This window comes from Sphingopyxis sp. MWB1 (assembly GCF_000763945.1).
Lineage (GTDB): Bacteria > Pseudomonadota > Alphaproteobacteria > Sphingomonadales > Sphingomonadaceae > Sphingopyxis.
Map to the genome: position 1 here is coordinate 1 of NZ_JQFJ01000004.1, position 20488 is coordinate 20488.

Consider the following 20488-nt stretch of genomic DNA (forward strand, 5'->3'; position numbering starts at 1 on the left):
CGTCATCCCGGACTTGATCTGGGATCCGGGATCCGGGGTCCAGCCCCCCGCCACGCCCCCCACGGGGACGCATCCACCTTGCACTCCCCCCGATCCTCCGCCAAAGCCCCTGCCCATGCGTATCGCCTTCATGGGAACACCGCCCTTTGCCGTGCCGACCCTCGCCGCGCTTCATGCGGCGGGGCATGAGATTGCGGCCGTCTATACCCAGCCGCCCCGCCCCGCGCGGCGCGGGAAAAAGGTGCAGAAAAGCGCCGTCCACCTCTGGGCCGAAGAGCATGGCCTGCCCGTCCACGCCCCCAAAAGCCTGAAAGGCGCCGAAGAACAGCATGCCTTCACCGCCCTCGACCTCGATGTCGCGGTGGTCGCCGCCTATGGCCTGATCCTGCCGCAGGTGATCCTCGACGCCCCGCGCGAGGGTTGCCTCAACGTCCATGGCTCGATCCTGCCGCGCTGGCGCGGCGCCGCCCCGGTGCAGCGCGCGATCCTTGCGGGCGACAGCGAAACCGGCGTCACCATCATGCAGATGGACGCGGGCCTCGACACGGGCGCGATGCGGCTGATCGAGCGCACCCCCATCGACGGCAAGACGGCGGGCGAGCTCACCGACGAGCTTGCTGCCATGGGTGCGGCGATGATGGTCCGCGTGCTCGCCGACCTTGCCGCCTGCCCGCCAGAGGCCCAGCCGGACGCGGGGGTCACCTATGCCGCCAAGATCGACAAGAGTGAGGCCCGCCTCGATTTCTTGCCGAGCGCGGTGCAGGTCGAACGTCAGATCCGCGCCTTCAACCCCATGCCCGGCGCCTTTTTCGAATTTGACGGCGAGCGTTATAAAATCCTGGGCGCAGAGGTCGTGCACCCCGCCGACACCACAGCCGGAGCGCCGCCGGGGATCACGCTCGACGACAGCCTCACCATCGCCTGCAACCCCGGCGCGATCCGCGTGACCCGCATCCAGCGCGCGGGCAAGCCCGCGATGGACGCCGCCGACCTGCTACGCGGGCGCCCCATTGCAAAGGGGGTGCGGCTCGGATGACCATGTTCCTTCTCCCTCGTCACCCCGGACTCGTCATCCCGGACTTGATCCGGGATCTAGGGTCCAGTCGCGCAACCTTGGCAAAATGGGCCCCGGATCAAGTCCGGGGTGACGACAGCGGAAAGGCGCAGCGCCCATGACCCGCTTCGCCCTCACCATCGAATTCGACGGCCGCCCCTTCATGGGCTGGCAGCGCCAGTCGCACGGCCCCAGCGTGCAACAGGCGCTGGAGGAGGCCGTCACCCGCATCACCGGCGAAGAGGTGCCGGTGCATGGCGCGGGACGCACCGATGCGGGCGTCCATGCCATTGCGATGCGCGCCCATGTCGATATCGAAAAGCCGCTCACCCCCTTCCGCCTGATGGAGGCGCTCAACGCGCAGCTTCGCCCCGCCCCCGTCGCGATCCTCGCGTGCGAAGAGGTGGCGGACGACTGGCACGCACGTTTTTCGTGCATCGGGCGCGCCTATGAATATCGCATCGTCAACCGCCGCGCGCCGCTGACGTGGGACAAGGGGCTGTCGTGGCAATTCGCCAAGCCGCTCGATTCCGAAGCGATGCACGGCGCGGCGCAGGCGCTCGTCGGGCAGCATGATTTCACCACCTTCCGCTCGGTCCATTGCCAGGCCGAAAGCCCCGTCAAGACGCTCGACCGCCTCTCGGTCAGCCGTCACGGGGAGGAAATCATTATCGAAGCCGCAGCGCGCAGCTTCCTTCACCATCAGGTGCGCTCGATGGTCGGCTGCCTGACCCTCGTCGGTCAGGGAAAATGGTCGGCGCGCGACCTGAAAGCCGCGCTCGACGCCGCCGACCGCAACGCCCTCGGCCTCAACGCCCCGCCCGACGGCCTCTATTTCGTCGAGGCGCGCTATCCCTGACAGAAACTCCTCGTCACCCCGGACTTGATCCGGGGTCCAGGCCGGCGTCGCCGCAATGGATGCCGGATTAAGTCCGGCATGACGATGATGGGGCAAAAAAAGGGCGGCCCCGCAGGACCGCCCTTTCGGGTTTCACGATACGCCGCGCTTATGCCTTTTCGGCATAATATTTCGGCGCATGTTCGTTCAAAATTTCGAGGATCTTCGCCTGCGCGGTCTTTTCGTCGCTTTCTTCCATCGCGGCGAGTTCGCGCGCAAGGCGGCTCGATGCCGCTTCGAAAATCTGACGCTCCGAATAGCTTTGCTCGGGCTGGTCGTCGGCGCGGAACAGGTCGCGGGTCACTTCGGCAATCGACACCAGGTCGCCCGAATTGATCTTCGCTTCATATTCCTGCGCGCGGCGCGACCACATGGTGCGCTTTACCTTCGGCTTGGTGGTCAGCACCTGCAACGCTTCCTTCAGCGTCTTGTCCGAAGACAATTTGCGCATGCCCACGCCTTCCGCCTTGTTCGTCGGGACGCGAAGGGTCATTTTTTCCTTTTCAAAGCGGAGGACGTAAAGTTCCAGCTGCATGCCGGCAATTTCCGACTTTTGCAGCTCGATGACGCGCCCCACGCCATGCTTTGGATAAACGACATAATCCCCGACCTCGAACAAGAGCGTGTTGGCGGACATTCACATTCCTTTCTGATGCCTTGACCTCGAGCGGCTATTGCGACAACAAGTCTGCACGCCCCCTTTTCGAAAAGGGGATTACATTCGAGCGGCGCCAGCCAATCAGAGTGACAAGGGATTTGGCTCCATCGGAAGCGCTGCAAACGCCCTCCCCCTGCGATGGGAAGAGGCATTATGTCGGCGCGTTGTTACGAATTATAACAGATTCGCAACAAAATTGCCACCCCCGCACAGATTCCCAAAGCGCAATGGCTTGACGGGCCGCGCCATGGGTTTCACCCTGCAACCAAATCAGCGGTTGGGTGAGCGATATGACGAATAAATGTTGGTGGATTACAGGCGCATCATCGGGAATCGGCGCGGCATTGGCCCGCGCGCTCGCCGCACGGGGCGCTTTTTTGATCCTGTCGGGGCGTGACGTCGCCGCGCTGGAAAGCGTGGCGCATCAATGCCGCGACGATGGCGCCCCCGACACGCTGATCCTGCCGTTCGAGGCGACCGACTATGCCGCGCTTCCCGCCATCGCGCAGCAGGCGTGGGCTTGGCGCGGACAGGTCGACGGGCTGATCAACAACGCCGGTATTTCGCAGCGGAGCCTCGCGGTCGAAACCGATTTCTCGGTTTATGAGAAGATCATCGCCGTCGACCTCTTGGCCCCGATCGCACTGACGCAGCAGCTTTTGCCGCAAATGCTGGGCGCGGGCGGCGGGCATATCATCGCCATTTCCAGCGTTGCGGGGATGGCAGGCATTCCGCTGCGCAGCGCCTATTGCGCCGCCAAACATGGCCTCATCGGCTATCATGACAGCGTGCGCGCCGAAAATGAGCATATGGGGCTGAAGGTGCTCGTCGTCGCCCCCGGCTCGGTCCGCACCAATGTCAGCCGCAATGCGCTGAGCGCCGATGGCAATGTGCGCGGGCAGAGCGACAAGGCCATCGACAATGGCCTGCCCCCCGAAGAAGCGGCGCGCCAGATCCTGACCGCCCTCGATGAGGGCAAGCGCGAGATCGTCGTCGCCGAAGGCATGGAAGCCGAAATCCCGGCGCTCCGCCGCAGCGACCCCGACGCGCTGTTCGACCGGATGAACGCCATGGTGCAAGCAGGCTATGCCAGGCAAATGGCGGCCACCGAAAGCTGAGCGGGGCCCTCTCTCCTACCGTCATCCCGCACCCCTCGACACGCTCAGGACAGGCTTGATCCCGGGTCCACGACGGCGGTTCAATATGGACCCCGGATCAAGTCCGGGGTGACGAAGAAAGGAACAGCCCCCCACCCCACATCGTCATCCCGGACTTGATCCGGGATCCACGGCGGCGATTCAATATGGACCCCGGATCAAGTCCGGGGTGACGAAGAAGGGAACAGCCCCCACCCCACATCGTCATCCCGGACTTGATCCGGGATCCACAACCACGCCGCGGCCTTGCCTCGGATCAAGCCGCCTGCGCGCGTCGCTGGCCGAGACTACAAAAGTGGAGCCGCCGCCTCCCCCCAAAAAACCGCTGTCCTACACCGCGCGCGCCTGCCAAGCCTTCAAGCCCGGCTCTTTCACCGTGTAGACAATCCCCTTCGCCCGCGTCCCCCCGCGCAGGCCCGCCCCGGCGCGCGCGCTCAACGCCAAAAGGCCCCTCGCAGGGCGTTGCACAAGGCTGAACTTTACTGAACTTTGGACCGGATGGCAGGGGCGCCAACGGCCGCCCCTCCGCCCGAAAGCCCGCAAAAAACCCCGCCGGATCGCTCCGGCGGGGTTCCTGTCACCCGAAAGGGGCAGCGCAGCCTAGGCCGCGCCGTGCGCCAGGGCGGCGAGCAGCAGGATCGCCACAATATTGGTGATCTTGATCATCGGGTTCACCGCCGGTCCGGCGGTATCCTTGTACGGATCGCCGACGGTATCGCCGGTCACCGCTGCCTTATGGGCTTCGCTGCCCTTGCCGCCGTGGTTGCCGTCCTCGATATATTTCTTGGCATTGTCCCACGCGCCGCCGCCCGAGGTCATCGAGATGGCGACAAACAGCCCGCCGACGATCACGCCGAGGAGCAGCGCGCCCAGCGCTTCCAGCGCTGCGGCCGGACCCGCGACCCACAGGATGACGAAATAAACGACAATCGGCGCCAGCACGGGAAGCAGGCTGGGTACGATCATTTCCTTGATCGCCGCCTTGGTCACCAGATCGACGGTGCGGGCATAGTCGGGCTTTGACGTAAAGGCCATGATGCCGGGATCGTTCGCGAACTGGTCGCGCACGTCCTTCACCACTTCACCCGCCGCACGCCCCACCGCAGTCATGCCCATTGCCCCGAAGAGGTAGGGCAAGAGCGCACCGAGCAGCAGCCCGACGATGACATAGGGCGAGGACAGCGAGAAGGTCAGCGGCGCCTCGAGACCCAGCGCCGCCGAATATTCGGTGATGTCGGCGGTATAGGTGCCGAACAGCACCAACGCCGCAAGACCCGCCGAACCAATGGCATAGCCTTTGGTAACCGCCTTCGTCGTGTTGCCCACCGCATCGAGAAGGTCGGTCTTTTCACGCACGCTGTCGTCGAGCCCCGCCATTTCGGCAATGCCGCCGGCATTGTCGGTCACCGGGCCATAGGCATCGAGCGCAACGACCATCCCCGCGAGCGCCAGCATCGCGGTCGCTGCAAAAGCAATGCCGATGATGCCCGCCAGCAGATAGGCGATGATGATGCCCGCGCAGATGACAAGCGTCGGCAATGCGGTCGATTCCAGGCTGATCGCCAGGCCCTGGATGACATTGGTGCCGTGGCCCGTTTCAGATGCCTTGGCGATCGAGCGCACTGGACGGTAATTGGTGCCGGTATAATATTCGGTGATCCAGATGATCAGCCCGGTGATAACAAGGCCGAGCAGCGAACAATAGAAAAGGCTGCGGCCGTTGAATTCGGTGCCCGGGATGATCGCATCCATGCTGCCGAGCGCATATTGGGTCGAAAACCAGATCGCCGGGATCGACAGGACGGCGGTGACAAGGAACCCTTTGTACATCGCACCCATGACATTGGTCCCGCTGCCGAGACGCACGAAATAGGTGCCGATGATCGAAGTGATGATGCACACGCCGCCCATCAGCAGCGGCAGGGTCATCAGCGGCATCAGCATGTCGCCCGAACCCTTCAGCAACAGCGCGATGAGCACCATCGTCGCGCCGACGGTGACGACATAGGTTTCGAACAAGTCGGCCGCCATGCCCGCGCAGTCGCCGACATTGTCGCCGACGTTATCGGCAATCACCGCGGGGTTGCGCGGGTCATCCTCCGGAATGCCCGCCTCGACCTTGCCGACGAGGTCGGCGCCGACGTCGGCGGCTTTGGTAAAGATGCCGCCGCCAAGACGCGCGAAGATCGAGATAAGCGAGGCGCCGAAAGCGAGCGCGACGAGCGCGTCGACCACGGTCCGGTCGTCGCCGCCGACAGTAAAGCCGCCGGGGCCGGTCAGATACCAGAAGAAGACCGAGATCGCGAGAAGCGCCAGCCCCGCCACCAGCATCCCGGTGATCGCCCCTGCGCGGAAAGCCATCGTGAGGCCCGCTTGAAGCCCGGTCTGGGCAGCCGCCGCGGTGCGGACGTTCGCCTTGACCGAGATGTTCATGCCGACGAAACCCGCCACCCCGGACAAAACGGCCCCGATGACAAATCCGGTCGCCGAAATCGGCCCCAGAAACAGGCCGACCAAAATGGCGACGACAACGCCGACAATGGCGATGGTGCGATATTGGCGGCCCAGATAGGCCTTGGCGCCTTCCTGAATGGCGCCGGCGATTTGCTGCATCTTCTCATTACCCGCCGATGCGCTGAGCACCTGACGCGAGGTAATGAAGCCATAGAGCACGGCCAAAAGGCCGCACGCTATCGCGATCAAAACCGGATCGTTCATGCGTGACTGTTCCTTCCCCAATGAAAGAGGTGATCACAGTGTAGCAGTCGAGCACGTCCGACTATTGTTGCCGGTTCGCTCTCTCCCCAGATGCGACCGCCCCGAATATTTTTAACGCTCAAGTTATGCGGAGAAAGACCTGACAGGGCAAGCCCGCTTATTCGGCGCAATTCCGCCGCTTTGGACTCAATGTTCGAAACCGGGACGCTCGGGCACCGCAACCGGCCGCCCTTCATAAGAAAGGCGCAGCGCCGCGCCGTCGGCGTCCATGGCCTCCGCCCGGCCCAGCGGCGTGACGATGACGTCCACCGCGCTCGCCGCCGCGCGGATCGCATCACCCTCCCCCGGATCGGCGGTGAACAGCAGCTGATAATCGTCGCCCGCTGTCGCCGCCGCCATGCGCGTATCCAATATGTCCGGCCGCACCGCGAGCAGCGCCGCCGACAGCGGCATGGCGCCGATATCCAGCGCCATCGTGCAATCGCTCGCCGCTGCCATCCGCCCGGCATCGATCAGCAGGCCGTCCGAAATATCCATCATCGCATGGACATGCGGCGCCAGTGCCTGCCCCAGCATCACTTGCGGCTGCGGACGGCGATAGGCGGCGATGCAGGTCTCATTCGCTTCGACCTCGCCCAGCAGCATCGACAGGCCCAGCCCGGCATTGCCGATGCTCCCGCTCACCCAGATATCATCCCCAACCCGCGCGCCGCTGCGCGCCGGGGCGCCGCTCGGCGGGGCGCGGCCAATGGCAGTCAGGCCGAAACCGCGCGGCGCGCCCGCCGGTCCGCGTACCGTGTCCCCGCCCAACAGCGTCACGCCAAAACGCCGCAGCGCATGGCCCAGCCCTTCGGCGAAGGCGGTATCCCACTGGTCATCGCCCAGCGAATGACCCAGCAGCACGCCCACCGGCGTCGCCCCCTTGGCGGCGAGGTCCGACAAATTCACCGCAACCAGTTTCCACGCCACATCGGCGGGTGGATCATCAGGCAGGAAATGCACGCCCTCAATGATCATGTCATGGGTGAGCACCAGCCCTTCCCACACCGCCGTATCATCAGCGAGCCCCCGCGCCGCGCGGTCGGTCGCCAGATCGCGCATCCGGTCGATGAAATCAGCTTCGTTCATTGCGCCTCTCCTCGCCCGCCAGAAAGCCCTTTGTCCGTTCGTGTCGAGCGAAGTCGAGACACGTCACGCCCGCGAAGGCCGCCGGCCGGTTCCATACAAAGGACCAGCTTATTGGGAGGCAATGGATAGCTTAAGCGTCGGTTCCGCGCACATCCTTGCCAATGGCATCGAGCAGCCCATTGGCAAAGCCCGGTTCGCGCCCCTCAAAAAAGGCCTTGGCAACATCGACATATTCACTGACCACCGCGCCCATCGGCACATCGCCCCGCGCCATCAGCTCATAGGCGCCCGCGCGCAAAATCGCCTTCATCGTGCGGTCGAGCCGCTCCATCGTCCAGCCCGAGGCAAGCCGCGCAGTGATCGCCGCATCCACCTCTTCCTGCCGCGCCAGCACGCCCCGGACGATATCGTCAAAAAAGGGGACATCGGCCTCGGCATATTCAGCATCCTCGATGATGGCGCCGATGCGATGCTGGTGAAACTCATGGATCAGGGGCGCCACCGGCGTCCCTTCCATTTCATGCTGATAGAGCGCCTGCACGGCGGCAAGCCGGGCGGCGGAGCGGGATTGGGCGCGTTTGTTCATAAGCTCTGCAATCTGTTCTGGACGCTCAGCGCATGGGCGGGCAACCCCTCGGCCTCGGCCAGCGTGACCGCCGCCGGCCCGATGACCGCAAGGCTTGCCGCGTCGAGCGCAAGGAAGCTGGTGCGCTTCATAAAATCGGTAACCGACAGCCCGCTCGAAAAGCGCGCGCGGCGTCCGGTGGGAAGGACATGGTTAGGGCCAGCGACATAGTCGCCGATGGCTTCGGGCGTCTGGCGGCCCAGAAAGACCGATCCGGCGTGGCGCACCTTGGCGAACAGCGTCTCGGCCTCGTCCATATCGACCGCCAGCTCCAGATGTTCGGGCGCGAGCCGGTCGCACAGGGGAATGGCATCGGCAAGGCGCGGCACGGTGATGATCGCGCCATTGTCGCCCCAGCTCGCCCGCATCGTTTCCGCGGTGGAGAGCGTGGGGATGACCGCCTCGACCGCCGCTGCCATCGCATCGGCAAAGCCCGCATCATCGGTGAACAGGATCGACTGGCTCGTCGGATCATGTTCGGACTGGCTCATCAGATCGGCGGCGATGACATGCGGATCATTGGCGCTGTCGGCGACCACAACAATCTCGCTCGGCCCGGCCACCATGTCGATACCGACGACGCCATAAAGCTGGCGCTTCGCTTCGGCGACCCAGGCATTGCCCGGCCCGGTGACGACATCGACCGGCGCAATGCGATCGGTCCCATAGGCCAGCGCGGCAATGGCATGGGCGCCGCCAACACGCCAAATTTCATCGACCCCGCCCATATGGGCGGCGGCCATCACGACTGCATTGGTTTCACCGCCCGGCGTCGGCGTTACCATGACGATGCGTTCGACCCCGGCCACCTTGGCGGGGATGATGTTCATCAGCACCGAGGAGGGATAGGCGGCGCGGCCGCCGGGGACATAGACGCCCGCGGCATCGACCCCGCGCCAGCGCGCGCCCAGCCGCGCCCCCGCCGCATCACGATAGTCGCGATCCTCGGGCAATTGCGCAGCATGATAGGCGCGGATGCGTTCCGCCGCGAGGGTCAGCGCATAGCGCAGTTCCGGCGCCAGCGCCTCATAGGCCGCCGCGCATTCCTCACGCGAAATCCGCCAGCCGCGCGTATCCAGGTCAAAGCGGTCGAACTTCGCCGTATAATCGGCCAGCGCTGCATCGCCCTCGACCTTCACCCGCGCGATGATCGCCGCGACATCGGCGGACACATCGGACGCGCTCTCGCGCCGGTCATTGACCAGCGCATCGAAATCGGCCGCAAAAGCGGGATCGGAGGCGTCAAGCCGCCGCATCGCCCGCGCCCCCCATCGGCCCCACTATTTCGCGGAAACGCTCGACCAGCGCCGGCACCTCGGCAGAGCGCAGCTTGAAGGCCGCGCGATTGACGATCAGCCGCGCCGAAACCTCGCTAATCACCTTCTGCTCGCTCAGCGCATTTTCAACGAGCGTACGCCCCGTCGAAACCAGATCGACGATATGCGACGCCAGTCCCAGCTTCGGCGCAATCTCCATCGCGCCATTCAGCTTGATGCACTCGGCCTGAATCCCCTGGCCTTCGAACCAGCGGCGCGTGGTGGCGGGATATTTGGTCGCCACGCGAATATGGCTCTCGCCCACGCCCGGCGGGCGGCTGCCTTCGGGTCCGGCCAGCGACAGGCGGCAATGACCGATGCCCAAATCCACCGGCGCATAAAGCTCGCTATAGTTGAATTCGTCGACGACGTCCGACCCGACAATGCCAAGCTGCGCCGCGCCATGGGCGACAAAGGTGGCGACATCAAAGGCGCGCACGCGGATCAGCGAGATATGCGGCTGGTTCGTCCCGAACACCAGCGCGCGGCTTTTCTTGTCAAAGAAATCCGCCGCCGGCTCGATCCCTGCGCGTGCCAGCAGCGGCAGCGCGTCGTCGAGGATGCGTCCCTTGGGGATGGCAAAGATGATCGGTTCGGGCATAAGCAAGGCGCGCACATAAGCGCCAGCGGGAGAAAGGGCAATGAGCCAGCGTCATTCCGGCAGCGGAAAAATGGTCGATATAGGCGCCACAGGCCCCGATGCCGTCCGCACCGCCTTTGCCAACCAGGCCGCCTATTGCCGCGCCAATGGCGCCCCCGTCACCGCCCGCGTCGTCGCTGCCCTCGCCACCTTGCTCGATGCGCCCGGCAGCGATTTTGCCCGCCGCATCGCCGACTGGCCGGGCGCGCCGCTCGCCGATGCATTGCCGCTGCGCGCCGCGGGCGGGCTTCACGCCCTCTATCTCGGCGGCATAGCGCCCGACCTTGCGCCCATTTATGCCGACGCTGACGGGGTGAATGACGCCGCCATCATTGCGGGCATCGTCCGCCATCACGAGCCCCTGCTGCTCCCCTGGCTCGACGGCCCGCCACAAACCAATGAGGCGGGGCGATCGGCCAGCTTCATCGCGGCGATGCTCTGGCTCGCCGAAGAAGGATTGCCCGCCAGTTTCCAATGCCTCGAAATCGGGTCGAGCGCGGGAATCAATCTGATGATCGACCGCTATCATTATGATCTGGCAGGGGTTCAGGTCGGCCCTAACCCCGGCGCCATGGCCTTCGCCCCCGAATGGCAGGGCCACCACCCGCCGCAGCACCCAATCGCCTTTGCCGGACTAAAGGGCTGCGACGTCGCACCCGTCGATCTTACCGATCCCGAACAGGCGCTGCGGCTCAAGGCCTATATCTGGCCCGAACATCATATCCGCTTTGCGCGCATGGAGGCCGCCATCGCCGCCGCGACCGCCGCCCCGCCCGAGATCGTGCGCGCCAATGCCGCCGATTTCATCGAGGGCGAACTTGCAAAGCCGCAGGAAGCGGGCACCACCCGCCTGCTCATGCATTCGATCGTCTGGCAATATGTCCCCGCCGATCAGCAGGCGCGCGTTACCGCCGCCATGCAGGCCGCAGGCACCCGCGCGACCGCCGAGCGACCGCTCGCCTGGATTGCACTCGAAGCCAATCGCTCGTCGCACCGCCATGAGCTGACCGTGCGCCACTGGCCCGCCGACCCCATGCCGCGTCACCTCGCCTATGCCCACGCCCATGGCGCCTGGGTCGAGTGGCTGGCGCCGTAAAAAGCTTCGCCGCTTACAGCCGCGCGCGCAGGCGAGCGATCAGTCCCTGCACCGGGGCGACGGCGGGCGCGTTCCAGCCGGTTTCCAGCATCGCGACCCGTTCGAACAGCCGCTCGCTTGCTGCGACAATCCGGCGAAGCTCGACGTCCAGATATTGGCAAATATCCCAATCGGCCGCGACTGGCTCGCCGATATGCGCGGCGCTGTCGTTCAGCGTCGCGCCCGGCTCGCCCGCGATCATTGCGCGGCGGTGAAGCAGCCAGGCGATGACATGCATCAGCCGCGTCGTCGTTTTCAGCGCTTCGCACGCCAGCCCGACAAGCAGCAACGGGTCGTCCTGTGGCGTGCTGCGATCGCGCTGCACAGCAAACACGGCCTGCGCCTCATCGGCAAGCAACATCGCCTCGACATAGAGATTTTCGACCTGCGCGCGCTGGACCGGGGTGCAGGGCGGCGTCTCGTCGGTGCTATCGCTGGCCATGCCCCCTTGTTGCCACGGAGCATCCTGCCTCCGCAACGGCGCTAACCATGAATTTCATCCGGCTTTAATGTCATAGCTGAGTGGCTTTTCCGCAGGCCGTCATATCAACCTTGAATAATCCGGTGGCGCAGCGGGTATTTGGCCCCAATGCCGGTCTGGCTTGTCAGGCGATGATATCGGGCAGCAATTGATCTTCGCACCAGGCGATTTCATCGCGCAGTCGCAGCTTGCGCTTTTTGAGCCGCGCCAATTGCAACTGGTCGACCATAGCAGCTTCCGCCAACGCGCTGATCGCGACATCCAGGTCGCGATGTTCCAGGCGGAGCCTTTCAAGGCGCGAGGTGATGTCTTCGGCGTTCACCATTTTCTCCTGCCACGATCACGGGCCGTCCGCAACGGGAACCGGCTGGTCGAATGGGCAGGACTTGGGCCGAGATTCGTGATTTACTCGGTCCTGCCAATCGAGTCGAAAAAGGAGAATGGCCCATGAGCATGTCGCACCTTTCCGCCCTGAAGTCCCGCCACGCGGACCTTGACGCGAAAATTGCGAATGAAGAGCGCCGACCTGCTCCGGACACAAGCCGACTGGCGCAGCTCAAAAAGCAAAAGCTGAAACTGAAAGAGGAAATGTTGTCGACGGTCTGACCGGCATTTCCCATCGCCCTCGCTGACTTTTTGTCAGCGGCGGCGATATAGCGGGCTGATCTCACGCCCCGTGCGCCGCAAATGAGGCGGAATATCATCCGACTTCTGCACGACCTGGCGGCGCACCGCCTGCGGATTAACCGCCCGGTCAAAGGCGATACCGCATTTGCCTTCGCCGACCCACACGATGCGCCCCGGAACGGGACCGACATTGCGCAGTTCGATCTCGACCGCGGTGCTCTGATTGAGTTTTTCGTCGGTTTCGGCCAGCATCCCGCCGCTCGACAGGTTGCGAACGCGCACGTCGAATGTCCGGCCGTCTTCGCGCAGCATCATCGACGCTTTCATGAACAGGCTGTCGCGATCGCTGCTGCGCGACAATGCCGCCACTTTTTCGTCCAGCCACTCTGGTCCGTGCGAATCCATTTTCGGCCCAACCCCACATTTCGCTCTATAAGTGCGCGCGATGTGTAGGTCCGATGCCTTGCTGAAATGTAAACCCGCCGCCCTTAAATCCCGCAAAACATCTTGCCCCGTCCAGAAAAAGGACAGGGGCGCCTTTGGGGCATCGATCACAATCCCCTCGCGCGGCTCATCATGCTGCCCCTGGTTTAGCAGCCGCGGGCAAATGGGCGGGCGGGTGACTATATCGCGCGCGTCGTTTCCCATGCGATAAAGCGCATTGCTCGCATAAAAAACGCCCTTCCGGGCGCCTTTTTCATCTTGCTCAATCTTCGCGCGAAATCCGCTCATTGCGCTCGTGGCGCTCCTGCGCCTCCAGCGTCATGGTCGCAATGGGTCGCGCCTGAAGCCGGGCGAGCGAAATCGGCTCACCGGTCACCTGGCAATATCCATATTCCCCCTCGTCGATCCGGCGAATCGCGGCGTCGATCTTGGCGATCAGCTTGCGCTGGCGATCGCGGGTACGAAGCTCGATCGCCCAATCGGTCTCGCTCGATGCGCGGTCGGCAAGGTCGGGTTCGCGCAGCGGCCCGTCCTGCAGATGGGCGAGCGTCGATTCGGCTTCGCTCAATATGGATTTTTTCCAAGCGATCAGCAGGCCGCGGAAATATTCCTGCTGCCGCTCATTCATGAACTCTTCGTTTTCGCTGGGAATATAGTCGGTGTCGAGCCGGGCCTTGGCTTGTTGTAGGGCGTCGGCTCCAATGTCGGCGGTCTGGGTCGGCATGGCGGGCGTTCGCGTCCTTTCCTGTCCCCTTGCCGCCCAAGGTGGCGACCAAGGTTGCGCCGCGCCTATAACCAGCCGCGAGGTCCGATACAAGCGCCGAGACAAGGGCGCCTTTGCTATGATCGACACGCTCGAAAAGCATTGCCGCAACCCGCCATCAGGGTGGAAGGAAAAAGGAAGGCGGACGCCAGATCATCTTCCTTTCGCTCCTGTCCGTATAAGAACAGCGGCACGAAACGCGCCACATCGCTCAGAAAGCGGATAAAATGCGCCGAGATGATTAACCGTCGGCCCGCACTTTTTCACAGAAACCTTGCAGTTTTCGTATCATTTTGGGACAAGCGGGATGCCTAAGGTTGATTCTGCCGTTCTTTTCCCGCTCTCGGACAGGTAAAAGCGGTTAACGCAATTGCCGCGTTCATAAAGCTTTGGCCTTTTGGAGCGAGAGAAGGTCGAAACGGGTCCGCATTCCGATGCTGGACCTGCCAGGGGAAAGAAAGAGCTATATATGTCTGTCCGAATGGCCCTCGCCAAGCTTTGCGCCTGCACCTGCGGCGGTGCGATCATCGGAACGGGAGCGATGAAGGTCGCTGACGTTCCCGCCGCCCAGTCTCAGGTGCGCAAGGCCGAAAGCTGCTGCAAAAAGAAGAAGGTCGTTCGCAAACGCTATGCAGCGCGCAAGCCGGTGAAGCGCGTGCGCCGTGTCGTCACCACCAAACGGGTGATTCGCCAGGCCGCACCCCAGACCCAAGTCGTCACCCAGACGATTCCCCTGCCCCCCATTCCCTATGCGCCTTTCCCCCAGCGCGGCGGTTTCGAAGGCGGCAGCAGCGGCGGCAGCGGCGTGACTGTGGTTGGCGGCGGTTTTGGAAGCGGCTTTGGCGGCGGCTTCTTCGGGGGCTTTTTCGGCGGCAGCTCGGGCGGCAGCAGCGGCAGCATCGTCGTGACCTCGACCACGACCGGCGGCCTCAGCACGACGAGCAGCAGCACCTCGGGCGGTGTTTCGACCTCGACCGGCGGCGTCAGCACCTCGACGTCCACCGGCGGCGTGTCCACGTCCACCGGCAGTGTCTCGACCTCGACCGGGGGTGTTTCCACCTCCAGCGGCAGTGTTTCGACTTCGACGGGCAGCGTAAGCACGTCCACGGGCAGCGTCTCCACATCGACCGGCGGCGTCAGCACTTCCTCTTCCTCGTCATCGAGCAGCAGTTCCTCCTCCTCGAGCAGTTCCTCATCGTCGAGCTCCTCCTCTTCGGGCGGCAGTTCATCGGACGGCAGCAGCTCGGACGGATCGACCACAAGCGGTGGAAGCAGCAGCAGCTCCTCGAGCAGCTCGTCTTCCTCGTCGTCGAGCAGCAGCACCTCGTCCGGCGCGACGAGCGGATCGAGCAGCTTCGGCAGCTCGAGCAGCAGCAGCAGCAGCTCCTCTTCTTCGTCGAGCAGCAGCTCCTCTTCGTCATCCTCGTCGAGCACTTCGTCGGGCGATCCCACGCCCGTCCCGGCGCCGCCGATGCTAATCCTCTTCGGCGCAGCCGCAGCCGCCTTGGTGGCCCGCCGGCGCAGCGCGCTACGCGGCGCGGCGACGCAAAGCGAGGCAGCATAGATTTCCACTGGCGGTCGGGTCGCACCGGCCAGCTGAAAAGGGTCGTCCCGTTGGGGCGGCCCTTTTTTCATGCTCTCTCTTTCTCATGCCATTATCGCCGCGCGCTTGCACAGCGCAGGGTTGCACCGCGCGCGCGCCAGCGCCATAGCGGCGACCATGCATGATATCCGCCAGATCCGCGACAATCCCGCCGCCTTCGATGCCGCCCTCGCCCGCCGGGGCGTCGCGCCGCAGTCCGACGCCATCCTCGCCGCCGACACATCGCTGCGCGCGCTGCAGACCGGGATCCAGACTGCGCTCGCCCGCCGCAACGAGGCGTCAAAAGCCATCGGCCAGGCCATGGCCAGGGGCGACAAGGACGGCGCCGAAGCGCTGAAAAGCGAAGTCGCCGCGCTGAAGGCCGATCTTCCCGAACAGGAAGCTGCCGAGCGCGAGCAACTTGCCGCGCTGCAGGCCCTTCTCGCCGCCCTCCCCAATCTTCCCGCCGACGATGTGCCCGATGGCGAGGATGAGGAAGGCAATGTCGAAATTTCGCGCTGGGGCACGCCCCGGACGTTCGACTTCACCCCGCAGGAACATGCCGATTTCGCGCCCGCATTGGGCCTCGATTTCGAAACCGCCGCCAAAATGTCGGGCGCGCGCTTCGCCTTCCTCAAAGGCCCGATGGCGCGGCTCGAACGCGCGCTCGGCCAATATATGCTCGACCGCCAGACCGAAGGCGCGGGCTATAGCGAATGCGTCACCCCGCTGATGGTCCGCGACGAGGCCGCCTTCGGCACCGCGCAGCTTCCCAAATTTCGCGAGGATCTGTTCCAGACGACCGACGGGCGCTGGCTCATCTCCACCTCGGAAATGAGCCTCACCAATGCGGTGCGCGAGGAGATATTGGCCGAGGCCGACCTGCCGATCCGTATGACCGCACTTACTCCCTGTTTCCGCTCAGAAGCCGGGTCGGCGGGGCGCGACACGCGCGGCTATATCCGCCAGCATCAGTTTTCAAAGGTCGAGCTGGTGTCGATCACCCGCCCCGAGGACAGCGACGCCGAACTGGAACGCAAGACGCGCGCCGCCGAAGAGATTTTGGAAGCATTGGAGCTTCCCTATCGCAAGATGCTGCTGTGCGCGGGTGACATGGGCTTTGCCGCGCGCAAAACCTATGATCTCGAGGTCTGGCTGCCGGGGCAGAACAGCTATCGCGAGATTTCGAGCTGCTCCAACTGCGGCGATTTTCAGGCGCGGCGCATGAACACCCGCTTTCGCCGCGAAGGGGTGAAGGGCAATGAATTCGTCCACACGCTCAACGGATCGGGCCTCGCCGTGGGCCGCACCCTCGTCGCCATCCTCGAAAATTACCAGCAGGCCGATGGCAGCGTCGATATCCCCGCCGTCCTCCACCCCTATATGGGTGGCATCACGCGGCTTGAACCGATCAATTGAATATCGCCACCCCGGACTTGATCCGGGGTCCATCTGGCGCTGGTGTAATGGACCCCGGATCAAGTCCGGGGTGACGAAGCGGGAAAGACAGAAAAATGCGTATCCTCCTCACCAATGACGATGGCTATCACGCCCCCGGCTTTGCGGTGCTCGAACGCATTGCGCGCCAATTGTCGGACGATATCTGGGTCTGCGCCCCGGCGGAGGAGCAGTCGGGCGCGGGCCATTCGCTCACCCTGTCGCGCCCGGTGCGGGTGCGCGAACATGGGCCGCGCCGCTGGTCGTGTAGCGGGACGCCGACCGATTCGGTGATGATGGCGATCGGCAAGCTGATGCCCGACAAGCCCGACCTCATCCTCTCTGGCGTCAACCGCGGCGCCAATCTGGGCGACGATATCACCTATTCGGGCACTGTCTCGGCGGCGATCGAGGGCGCGCTCGCGGGCATTCCCGCCATTGCGCTGAGTCAGGTTTATGCGCGCGAGGGCATGGGCGACACCGTCCCCTTCGAAGCCGCCGAGGCCTGGGGCGCCAAGGCGCTCGCCCCGCTGCTCGCGATGGAGATGGCGCCGCGCACCCTCGTCAACATCAACTTCCCCGCGCTGCCCGCCGCCGAGGTAAAGGGCATTCGCGTCGCACGGCAGGGGTTTCACGATTACAGCCGCGGCTCCATCGTCGAAGGCGTCGATCCGCGCGGCTATCCCTATTATTGGTTCGGCCTGCACGGCATCGAACATTCGCTGGCGCATGACAGCGATCTGGAAGCCATCGACGATGGCTTTATCTCGGTGACCCCGCTCCAGCTCGACCTCACCCACGATGCCTCGCTCGCTGCCCTGCGCGGCGCCTATGCCGCCGACTGAAGCGATATTCAGACATCATGATAGCTGTGTGTCCCCGCGAAGGCAGGGACCCATCATCTGTTTCTGCCACCTTGCATCGTCGTGAGGCAGGCCCCTGCACAGCTTGATCCGTCAGCCTGCGGCCGCATCGGAACGGAGCGCCCCGGCCGCTAAATGCCATTTTTGAACCAAATCGGGACGGAAATGATAGCCAAGCGGCGCAGCCTTTGGCAAAAGCAGCGACATGGGGGGAAGGCTGCATCCATTTTGGCTGGTGCTGCCGGGGGCATTTGCGCTCGCCGGCTGCATTCCGTCGGTCACCCCGCCGCAGCGCAGCGCGGCGCCCCTCGCGCGCCCCGCCGTCGTCGCCCCAACGGACGCGCTGCCCGCCGATTTCGATTTTGAACGCCGTTCGCTCGCTGATGTCCGCGGCGGCGACCCCGCACCCACCTGGACACTGAAACCGGTCGTCGCCAATATCCGCACGGTCGAGTCCAGCGTCTACACCGTGCGGCGCGGCGATACGCTGCGCGCCATTGGCGCGATGACGGGGGCGGGGTCAGAGGCGATAGCGCTCGAAAACGACCTGTCGCCGCCCTTCACCCTGATCCCCGGGCAGTCGCTTCGCATTCCCGGCGGCCTGTTCCACCGCGTTGCGTCGGGGGAAACGGGCATCGGTATCGCGCGCGCCTATGGCGTCGATTGGGGCGATATCATCACCCTCAACGCGCTTTCCGAACCCTATATATTGCGCGTCGGCCAGCGGCTCCGCCTCCCGCGCGAAGCCCGCCCGCTCACCCCGCGCGAGGTTGATGTGGCGGCGCGGGCCGAGGCCTTTCAGCTTGATATTGGCGATATTGCAACGGGCAGCCAGCCTGCGCTGGCCGCCCGCGCCGAACCGCTTGCGGCCAGCGCCGCGCCGCGCCGCCCCGTGGTCGGCGCCATCGCCTCTCCCAAAAGCTTTTCCGGCCCCTTTCAATGGCCGCTCCACGGCGCCGTCGTTGCGAAATTCGGCAAGCTTGCACCCGGAAAAATCAATGACGGCATCAATATTGCCGTCGCGCGCGGCACGCCGATCCGCGCCGCCGCCGATGGCGTTGTCGCTTTCGCGGGCGACCAGATCGCCGTTTATGGCGGACTGATCCTGATCGACCATGGCAGCGGCTGGGTCAGCGCCTATGGCCATGCCGAACAAATTGCCGTCCAGCGCGGGCAACAGGTCGCGGGCGGTGACCTGATCGGCCGCGCCGGGGCTTCGGGACAGGTGCAAAGTTCGCAACTCCATTTTCAGTTGCGAAAGAATCGTTTACCCGTCGACCCGATGAAACAATTGCCCCCGCAATAAGCCATGGAGAATCGCAAGCCGATTCGTCCGCGCGTCGCAAGGCGCTTTCAGCCGTTGCGCCGCGCCAGCAAATGGCCGGTGTGGGCCGATGTGGCGGTGCGCCTCAGCATCGCCTTTGCGCTCATCGGCCTTGCAGTGCTGCTGCACTGGTCCGATCGCGAAGGGCTGGTCGATCATTATGACGGCAAGGTAAGTTTTCTTGACGTCGTCTATTTCACGATGATCTCGGTCACCACCACGGGTTTTGGCGATATTGCGCCGATTTCCGACCGGTCGCGCCTGATCGAGGCGGTGCTTATCACGCCGATCCGCATTGCGGTGCTCTTCATTTTCGTCGGCACCGCCTATAATTTCGTCCTCAAACGCTCATGGGAAAAATGGCGCATGGCCCGCATCCAGGCAAAGCTCACCAACCATATTGTCGTGCTCGGTTTCGGCGTCAGCGGCAGCGAGGCAGTCCAGGAACTGATCGCCCGGGGGACCGACCCGGCCGACATCGTCGTGATCGAACCCTCCGCATCGCGGATCGCCGCGGCAGAGGATATGGGCTGCAACGTCCTTCAGGGCGACGCCACGACCGATCAGACCTTGCTCGACGTCCGCATCGGCGCGGCGCAATCGGTGCTGGTGTCGGCGGGGCGCGACGACAGCTCGATCCTGATCGTCCTCACCGTTCGCCACCTTGCCCCGCATGTGCCGATCAGCGTCGTCATCCGCGCGCGGGACAATGAACTGCTCGCGCGGCAGGCGGGGGCGAATAATGTCATCAACCCGGTGAATTTCACCGGCCTGCTTCTTGCCGGATCGGCGCAGGGCGCGCATGTCGCCGACTATATGGCCGACCTCGCCTCGGTCTCGGGCCGCGTCCAGCTCGATGAACGCCCGGTGCGGGCAGAGGAAGTGGGCGGCAGCATCGACCATCTGGCCACCGGCGGCCGCGGCCTGCGCATCTACCGCGCCGGCACCGCTTATGGTTTTTGGGAAGCAGAGGCGCAAAAGCTGCAACATGGCGACCTGATCGTCGAAGTGGTCCCCTGCGAAGCCAGCGAAAACGGCGCCTGACTCTCCGGCTCGATCCGGGCGGCCCCGTCATCTTTTCCGTCATTGCGAGGACCCCGGACTTGATCCGCGGGACGAAGCAATCCCCGCTATCGACTGGCAACCCAAGTGGCGGGAGAGCGACGCGCTCAGCTTCACCCCAGCATGACGAACACGGCGCCCATGGCGGCATAGAAAAGCAGCCAATAGCCCGCATCAATCAGGAACAGGCGGCGGCTCGCCCCGCTGAACAGATAATTGGTCCCGATCGCCGGAATGATGAAGCCCAGCGCGACGCCGACCGAAATCATCATCGTCGACCGCACGCTCATCGCGCCGAAATGGGCCAGAAAATGGCCGAGGAAAATCGCCGACACGATGCTGAGGATAAAGGCCGTGCCGTAAATCAGCCCCATTTTGTCGGTCTTGATATCCTCCGCGGTCAGCCCGCGTTCCTTCATCCACATCTTGCCGCACAGCGGTCCATACCAGATGCCACCGACGACAAAGCCCGCCAGCGCCGCCACAAACACCGCAATCCAGCTCATATTGGCCATGACAGCCTCCCCTTGTTTCGATCGCTCATCCTGCTTCCCGCGCTGCACAGGTGACAAGCGA

The 20488-nt window shown here is 64.3% G+C and carries 21 protein-coding genes; 9 read left to right on the forward strand and 12 right to left on the reverse strand.

Annotation, left to right across the window (positions count from 1 at the left end):
• Positions 1-115 precede the first annotated feature (115 nt).
• Entirely contained in the window at positions 116-1036 is a 921-nt protein-coding gene (gene fmt, locus JV18_RS0112735; protein ID WP_033075358.1) for a methionyl-tRNA formyltransferase, read from the forward strand.
• A 136-nt stretch (positions 1037-1172) separates the two neighbouring features.
• Positions 1173-1913, forward strand: a complete 741-nt coding sequence (gene truA / locus JV18_RS0112740) for a tRNA pseudouridine(38-40) synthase TruA (RefSeq protein WP_033075359.1) — start codon at positions 1173-1175, stop codon at positions 1911-1913.
• A 148-nt stretch (positions 1914-2061) separates the two neighbouring features.
• Here truA and JV18_RS0112745 read toward each other — a convergent pair whose 3' ends face one another.
• The gene (locus JV18_RS0112745; RefSeq protein WP_033075360.1) at positions 2062-2589 is read right to left on the reverse strand and encodes a CarD family transcriptional regulator; all 528 of its coding nucleotides are present in this window, start codon (positions 2587-2589) and stop codon (positions 2062-2064) included.
• A gap of 311 nt (positions 2590-2900) precedes the next feature.
• Here JV18_RS0112745 and JV18_RS0112750 point away from each other — a divergent pair, with 311 nt between their 5' ends.
• Positions 2901-3728, forward strand: coding sequence for an SDR family NAD(P)-dependent oxidoreductase (locus JV18_RS0112750; protein WP_033075416.1), 828 nt, complete (start codon positions 2901-2903; stop codon positions 3726-3728).
• 639 nt (positions 3729-4367) lie between these two features.
• On the opposite strand, the gene JV18_RS0112755 is transcribed toward JV18_RS0112750, so the two are convergent.
• From JV18_RS0112755 to hisG, 5 genes are all read right to left on the reverse strand, one after another.
• Complete coding sequence (locus JV18_RS0112755) at positions 4368-6485, reverse strand: sodium-translocating pyrophosphatase (RefSeq protein ID WP_033075361.1); 2118 nt, start codon at positions 6483-6485, stop codon at positions 4368-4370.
• Positions 6486-6671: 186 nt separating this feature from the next.
• The gene (thiL, locus tag JV18_RS0112760) at positions 6672-7613 is read right to left on the reverse strand and encodes a thiamine-phosphate kinase (RefSeq protein ID WP_033075362.1); all 942 of its coding nucleotides are present in this window, start codon (positions 7611-7613) and stop codon (positions 6672-6674) included.
• Positions 7614-7743: 130 nt separating this feature from the next.
• Positions 7744-8199, reverse strand: a complete 456-nt coding sequence (gene nusB, locus JV18_RS0112765; RefSeq protein ID WP_033075363.1) for a transcription antitermination factor NusB — start codon at positions 8197-8199, stop codon at positions 7744-7746.
• Positions 8196-9494: a histidinol dehydrogenase gene (gene hisD, locus JV18_RS0112770; protein ID WP_033075364.1), complete on the reverse strand. Its 1299-nt coding sequence runs from the start codon at positions 9492-9494 to the stop codon at positions 8196-8198. Before hisD ends, nusB begins: the two co-directional genes overlap by 4 nt.
• The gene (hisG, locus tag JV18_RS0112775) at positions 9481-10155 is read right to left on the reverse strand and encodes an ATP phosphoribosyltransferase (RefSeq protein ID WP_033075365.1); all 675 of its coding nucleotides are present in this window, start codon (positions 10153-10155) and stop codon (positions 9481-9483) included. Before hisG ends, hisD begins: the two co-directional genes overlap by 14 nt.
• Before the next feature lie 40 nt (positions 10156-10195).
• Between hisG and JV18_RS0112780 the strand changes: the two genes are divergently transcribed.
• Complete coding sequence (locus tag JV18_RS0112780; RefSeq protein WP_033075366.1) at positions 10196-11290, forward strand: DUF2332 domain-containing protein; 1095 nt, start codon at positions 10196-10198, stop codon at positions 11288-11290.
• Positions 11291-11303: 13 nt separating this feature from the next.
• Here the strand turns inward: JV18_RS0112780 and JV18_RS0112785 are convergent, their stop codons facing one another.
• Together JV18_RS0112785 and JV18_RS0112790 are read right to left on the reverse strand one after the other, a co-directional pair.
• Positions 11304-11771: a DUF1465 family protein gene (locus JV18_RS0112785; RefSeq protein ID WP_052072230.1), complete on the reverse strand. Its 468-nt coding sequence runs from the start codon at positions 11769-11771 to the stop codon at positions 11304-11306.
• A 163-nt stretch (positions 11772-11934) separates the two neighbouring features.
• Positions 11935-12135 (reverse strand): DUF465 domain-containing protein, encoded by a 201-nt coding sequence (locus tag JV18_RS0112790; RefSeq protein WP_081944850.1) that lies wholly within the window; start codon positions 12133-12135, stop codon positions 11935-11937.
• Between the two features lie 122 nt (positions 12136-12257).
• On the opposite strand from JV18_RS0112790, the gene JV18_RS15070 reads away from it, so the two are divergent.
• The gene (locus JV18_RS15070; protein WP_081944851.1) at positions 12258-12416 is read left to right on the forward strand and encodes a DUF465 domain-containing protein; all 159 of its coding nucleotides are present in this window, start codon (positions 12258-12260) and stop codon (positions 12414-12416) included.
• 33 nt (positions 12417-12449) lie between these two features.
• Here JV18_RS15070 and JV18_RS0112795 read toward each other — a convergent pair whose 3' ends face one another.
• From JV18_RS0112795 to JV18_RS15675, 3 genes are all read right to left on the reverse strand, one after another.
• Entirely contained in the window at positions 12450-12842 is a 393-nt protein-coding gene (locus JV18_RS0112795; RefSeq protein ID WP_052072246.1) for a PilZ domain-containing protein, read from the reverse strand.
• Between the two features lie 301 nt (positions 12843-13143).
• Positions 13144-13605, reverse strand: a complete 462-nt coding sequence (gene dksA / locus JV18_RS0112800) for an RNA polymerase-binding protein DksA (RefSeq protein ID WP_033075367.1) — start codon at positions 13603-13605, stop codon at positions 13144-13146.
• A 786-nt stretch (positions 13606-14391) separates the two neighbouring features.
• Positions 14392-15279: a hypothetical protein gene (locus JV18_RS15675; RefSeq protein ID WP_235303451.1), complete on the reverse strand. Its 888-nt coding sequence runs from the start codon at positions 15277-15279 to the stop codon at positions 14392-14394.
• A gap of 85 nt (positions 15280-15364) precedes the next feature.
• Here JV18_RS15675 and serS point away from each other — a divergent pair, with 85 nt between their 5' ends.
• The 4 genes from serS (at position 15365) to JV18_RS0112830 (ending at position 19894) form a co-directional block, all read left to right on the forward strand.
• Complete coding sequence (gene serS / locus JV18_RS0112815; RefSeq protein ID WP_033075421.1) at positions 15365-16645, forward strand: serine--tRNA ligase; 1281 nt, start codon at positions 15365-15367, stop codon at positions 16643-16645.
• A 95-nt stretch (positions 16646-16740) separates the two neighbouring features.
• Positions 16741-17508, forward strand: a complete 768-nt coding sequence (gene surE, locus JV18_RS0112820; RefSeq protein WP_033075368.1) for a 5'/3'-nucleotidase SurE — start codon at positions 16741-16743, stop codon at positions 17506-17508.
• A gap of 223 nt (positions 17509-17731) precedes the next feature.
• On the forward strand, positions 17732-18832 hold the full coding sequence (locus JV18_RS0112825) for a LysM peptidoglycan-binding domain-containing M23 family metallopeptidase (RefSeq protein WP_052072231.1): 1101 nt from the start codon (positions 17732-17734) through the stop codon (positions 18830-18832).
• Between the two features lie 3 nt (positions 18833-18835).
• Complete coding sequence (locus JV18_RS0112830; RefSeq protein ID WP_033075369.1) at positions 18836-19894, forward strand: potassium channel family protein; 1059 nt, start codon at positions 18836-18838, stop codon at positions 19892-19894.
• Positions 19895-20025: 131 nt separating this feature from the next.
• Here JV18_RS0112830 and JV18_RS0112835 read toward each other — a convergent pair whose 3' ends face one another.
• Entirely contained in the window at positions 20026-20427 is a 402-nt protein-coding gene (locus JV18_RS0112835; protein WP_033075370.1) for a DUF1761 domain-containing protein, read from the reverse strand.
• Between the last annotated feature and the right edge of the window lie 61 nt (positions 20428-20488).

Excerpts from the sequence above, each read along its gene's own strand:
- fmt (WP_033075358.1), top strand. The coding sequence starts at position 116 with ATGCGTATCGCCTTCATGGGAACACCGCCCTTTGCCGTGCCGACCCTC.
- truA (WP_033075359.1), top strand. The coding sequence starts at position 1,173 with ATGACCCGCTTCGCCCTCACCATCGAATTCGACGGCCGCCCCTTCATG.
- JV18_RS0112745 (WP_033075360.1), bottom strand. The coding sequence starts at position 2,589 with ATGTCCGCCAACACGCTCTTGTTCGAGGTCGGGGATTATGTCGTTTAT.
- JV18_RS0112750 (WP_033075416.1), top strand. The coding sequence starts at position 2,901 with ATGACGAATAAATGTTGGTGGATTACAGGCGCATCATCGGGAATCGGC.
- JV18_RS0112755 (WP_033075361.1), bottom strand. The coding sequence starts at position 6,485 with ATGAACGATCCGGTTTTGATCGCGATAGCGTGCGGCCTTTTGGCCGTG.
- thiL (WP_033075362.1), bottom strand. The coding sequence starts at position 7,613 with ATGAACGAAGCTGATTTCATCGACCGGATGCGCGATCTGGCGACCGAC.
- nusB (WP_033075363.1), bottom strand. The coding sequence starts at position 8,199 with ATGAACAAACGCGCCCAATCCCGCTCCGCCGCCCGGCTTGCCGCCGTG.
- hisD (WP_033075364.1), bottom strand. The coding sequence starts at position 9,494 with ATGCGGCGGCTTGACGCCTCCGATCCCGCTTTTGCGGCCGATTTCGAT.
- hisG (WP_033075365.1), bottom strand. The coding sequence starts at position 10,155 with ATGCCCGAACCGATCATCTTTGCCATCCCCAAGGGACGCATCCTCGAC.
- JV18_RS0112780 (WP_033075366.1), top strand. The coding sequence starts at position 10,196 with ATGAGCCAGCGTCATTCCGGCAGCGGAAAAATGGTCGATATAGGCGCC.
- JV18_RS0112785 (WP_052072230.1), bottom strand. The coding sequence starts at position 11,771 with ATGGCCAGCGATAGCACCGACGAGACGCCGCCCTGCACCCCGGTCCAG.
- JV18_RS0112790 (WP_081944850.1), bottom strand. The coding sequence starts at position 12,135 with ATGGTGAACGCCGAAGACATCACCTCGCGCCTTGAAAGGCTCCGCCTG.
- JV18_RS15070 (WP_081944851.1), top strand. The coding sequence starts at position 12,258 with ATGAGCATGTCGCACCTTTCCGCCCTGAAGTCCCGCCACGCGGACCTT.
- JV18_RS0112795 (WP_052072246.1), bottom strand. The coding sequence starts at position 12,842 with ATGGATTCGCACGGACCAGAGTGGCTGGACGAAAAAGTGGCGGCATTG.
- dksA (WP_033075367.1), bottom strand. The coding sequence starts at position 13,605 with ATGCCGACCCAGACCGCCGACATTGGAGCCGACGCCCTACAACAAGCC.
- JV18_RS15675 (WP_235303451.1), bottom strand. The coding sequence starts at position 15,279 with ATGAAAAAAGGGCCGCCCCAACGGGACGACCCTTTTCAGCTGGCCGGT.
- serS (WP_033075421.1), top strand. The coding sequence starts at position 15,365 with ATGCATGATATCCGCCAGATCCGCGACAATCCCGCCGCCTTCGATGCC.
- surE (WP_033075368.1), top strand. The coding sequence starts at position 16,741 with ATGCGTATCCTCCTCACCAATGACGATGGCTATCACGCCCCCGGCTTT.
- JV18_RS0112825 (WP_052072231.1), top strand. The coding sequence starts at position 17,732 with ATGGGGGGAAGGCTGCATCCATTTTGGCTGGTGCTGCCGGGGGCATTT.
- JV18_RS0112830 (WP_033075369.1), top strand. The coding sequence starts at position 18,836 with ATGGAGAATCGCAAGCCGATTCGTCCGCGCGTCGCAAGGCGCTTTCAG.
- JV18_RS0112835 (WP_033075370.1), bottom strand. The coding sequence starts at position 20,427 with ATGGCCAATATGAGCTGGATTGCGGTGTTTGTGGCGGCGCTGGCGGGC.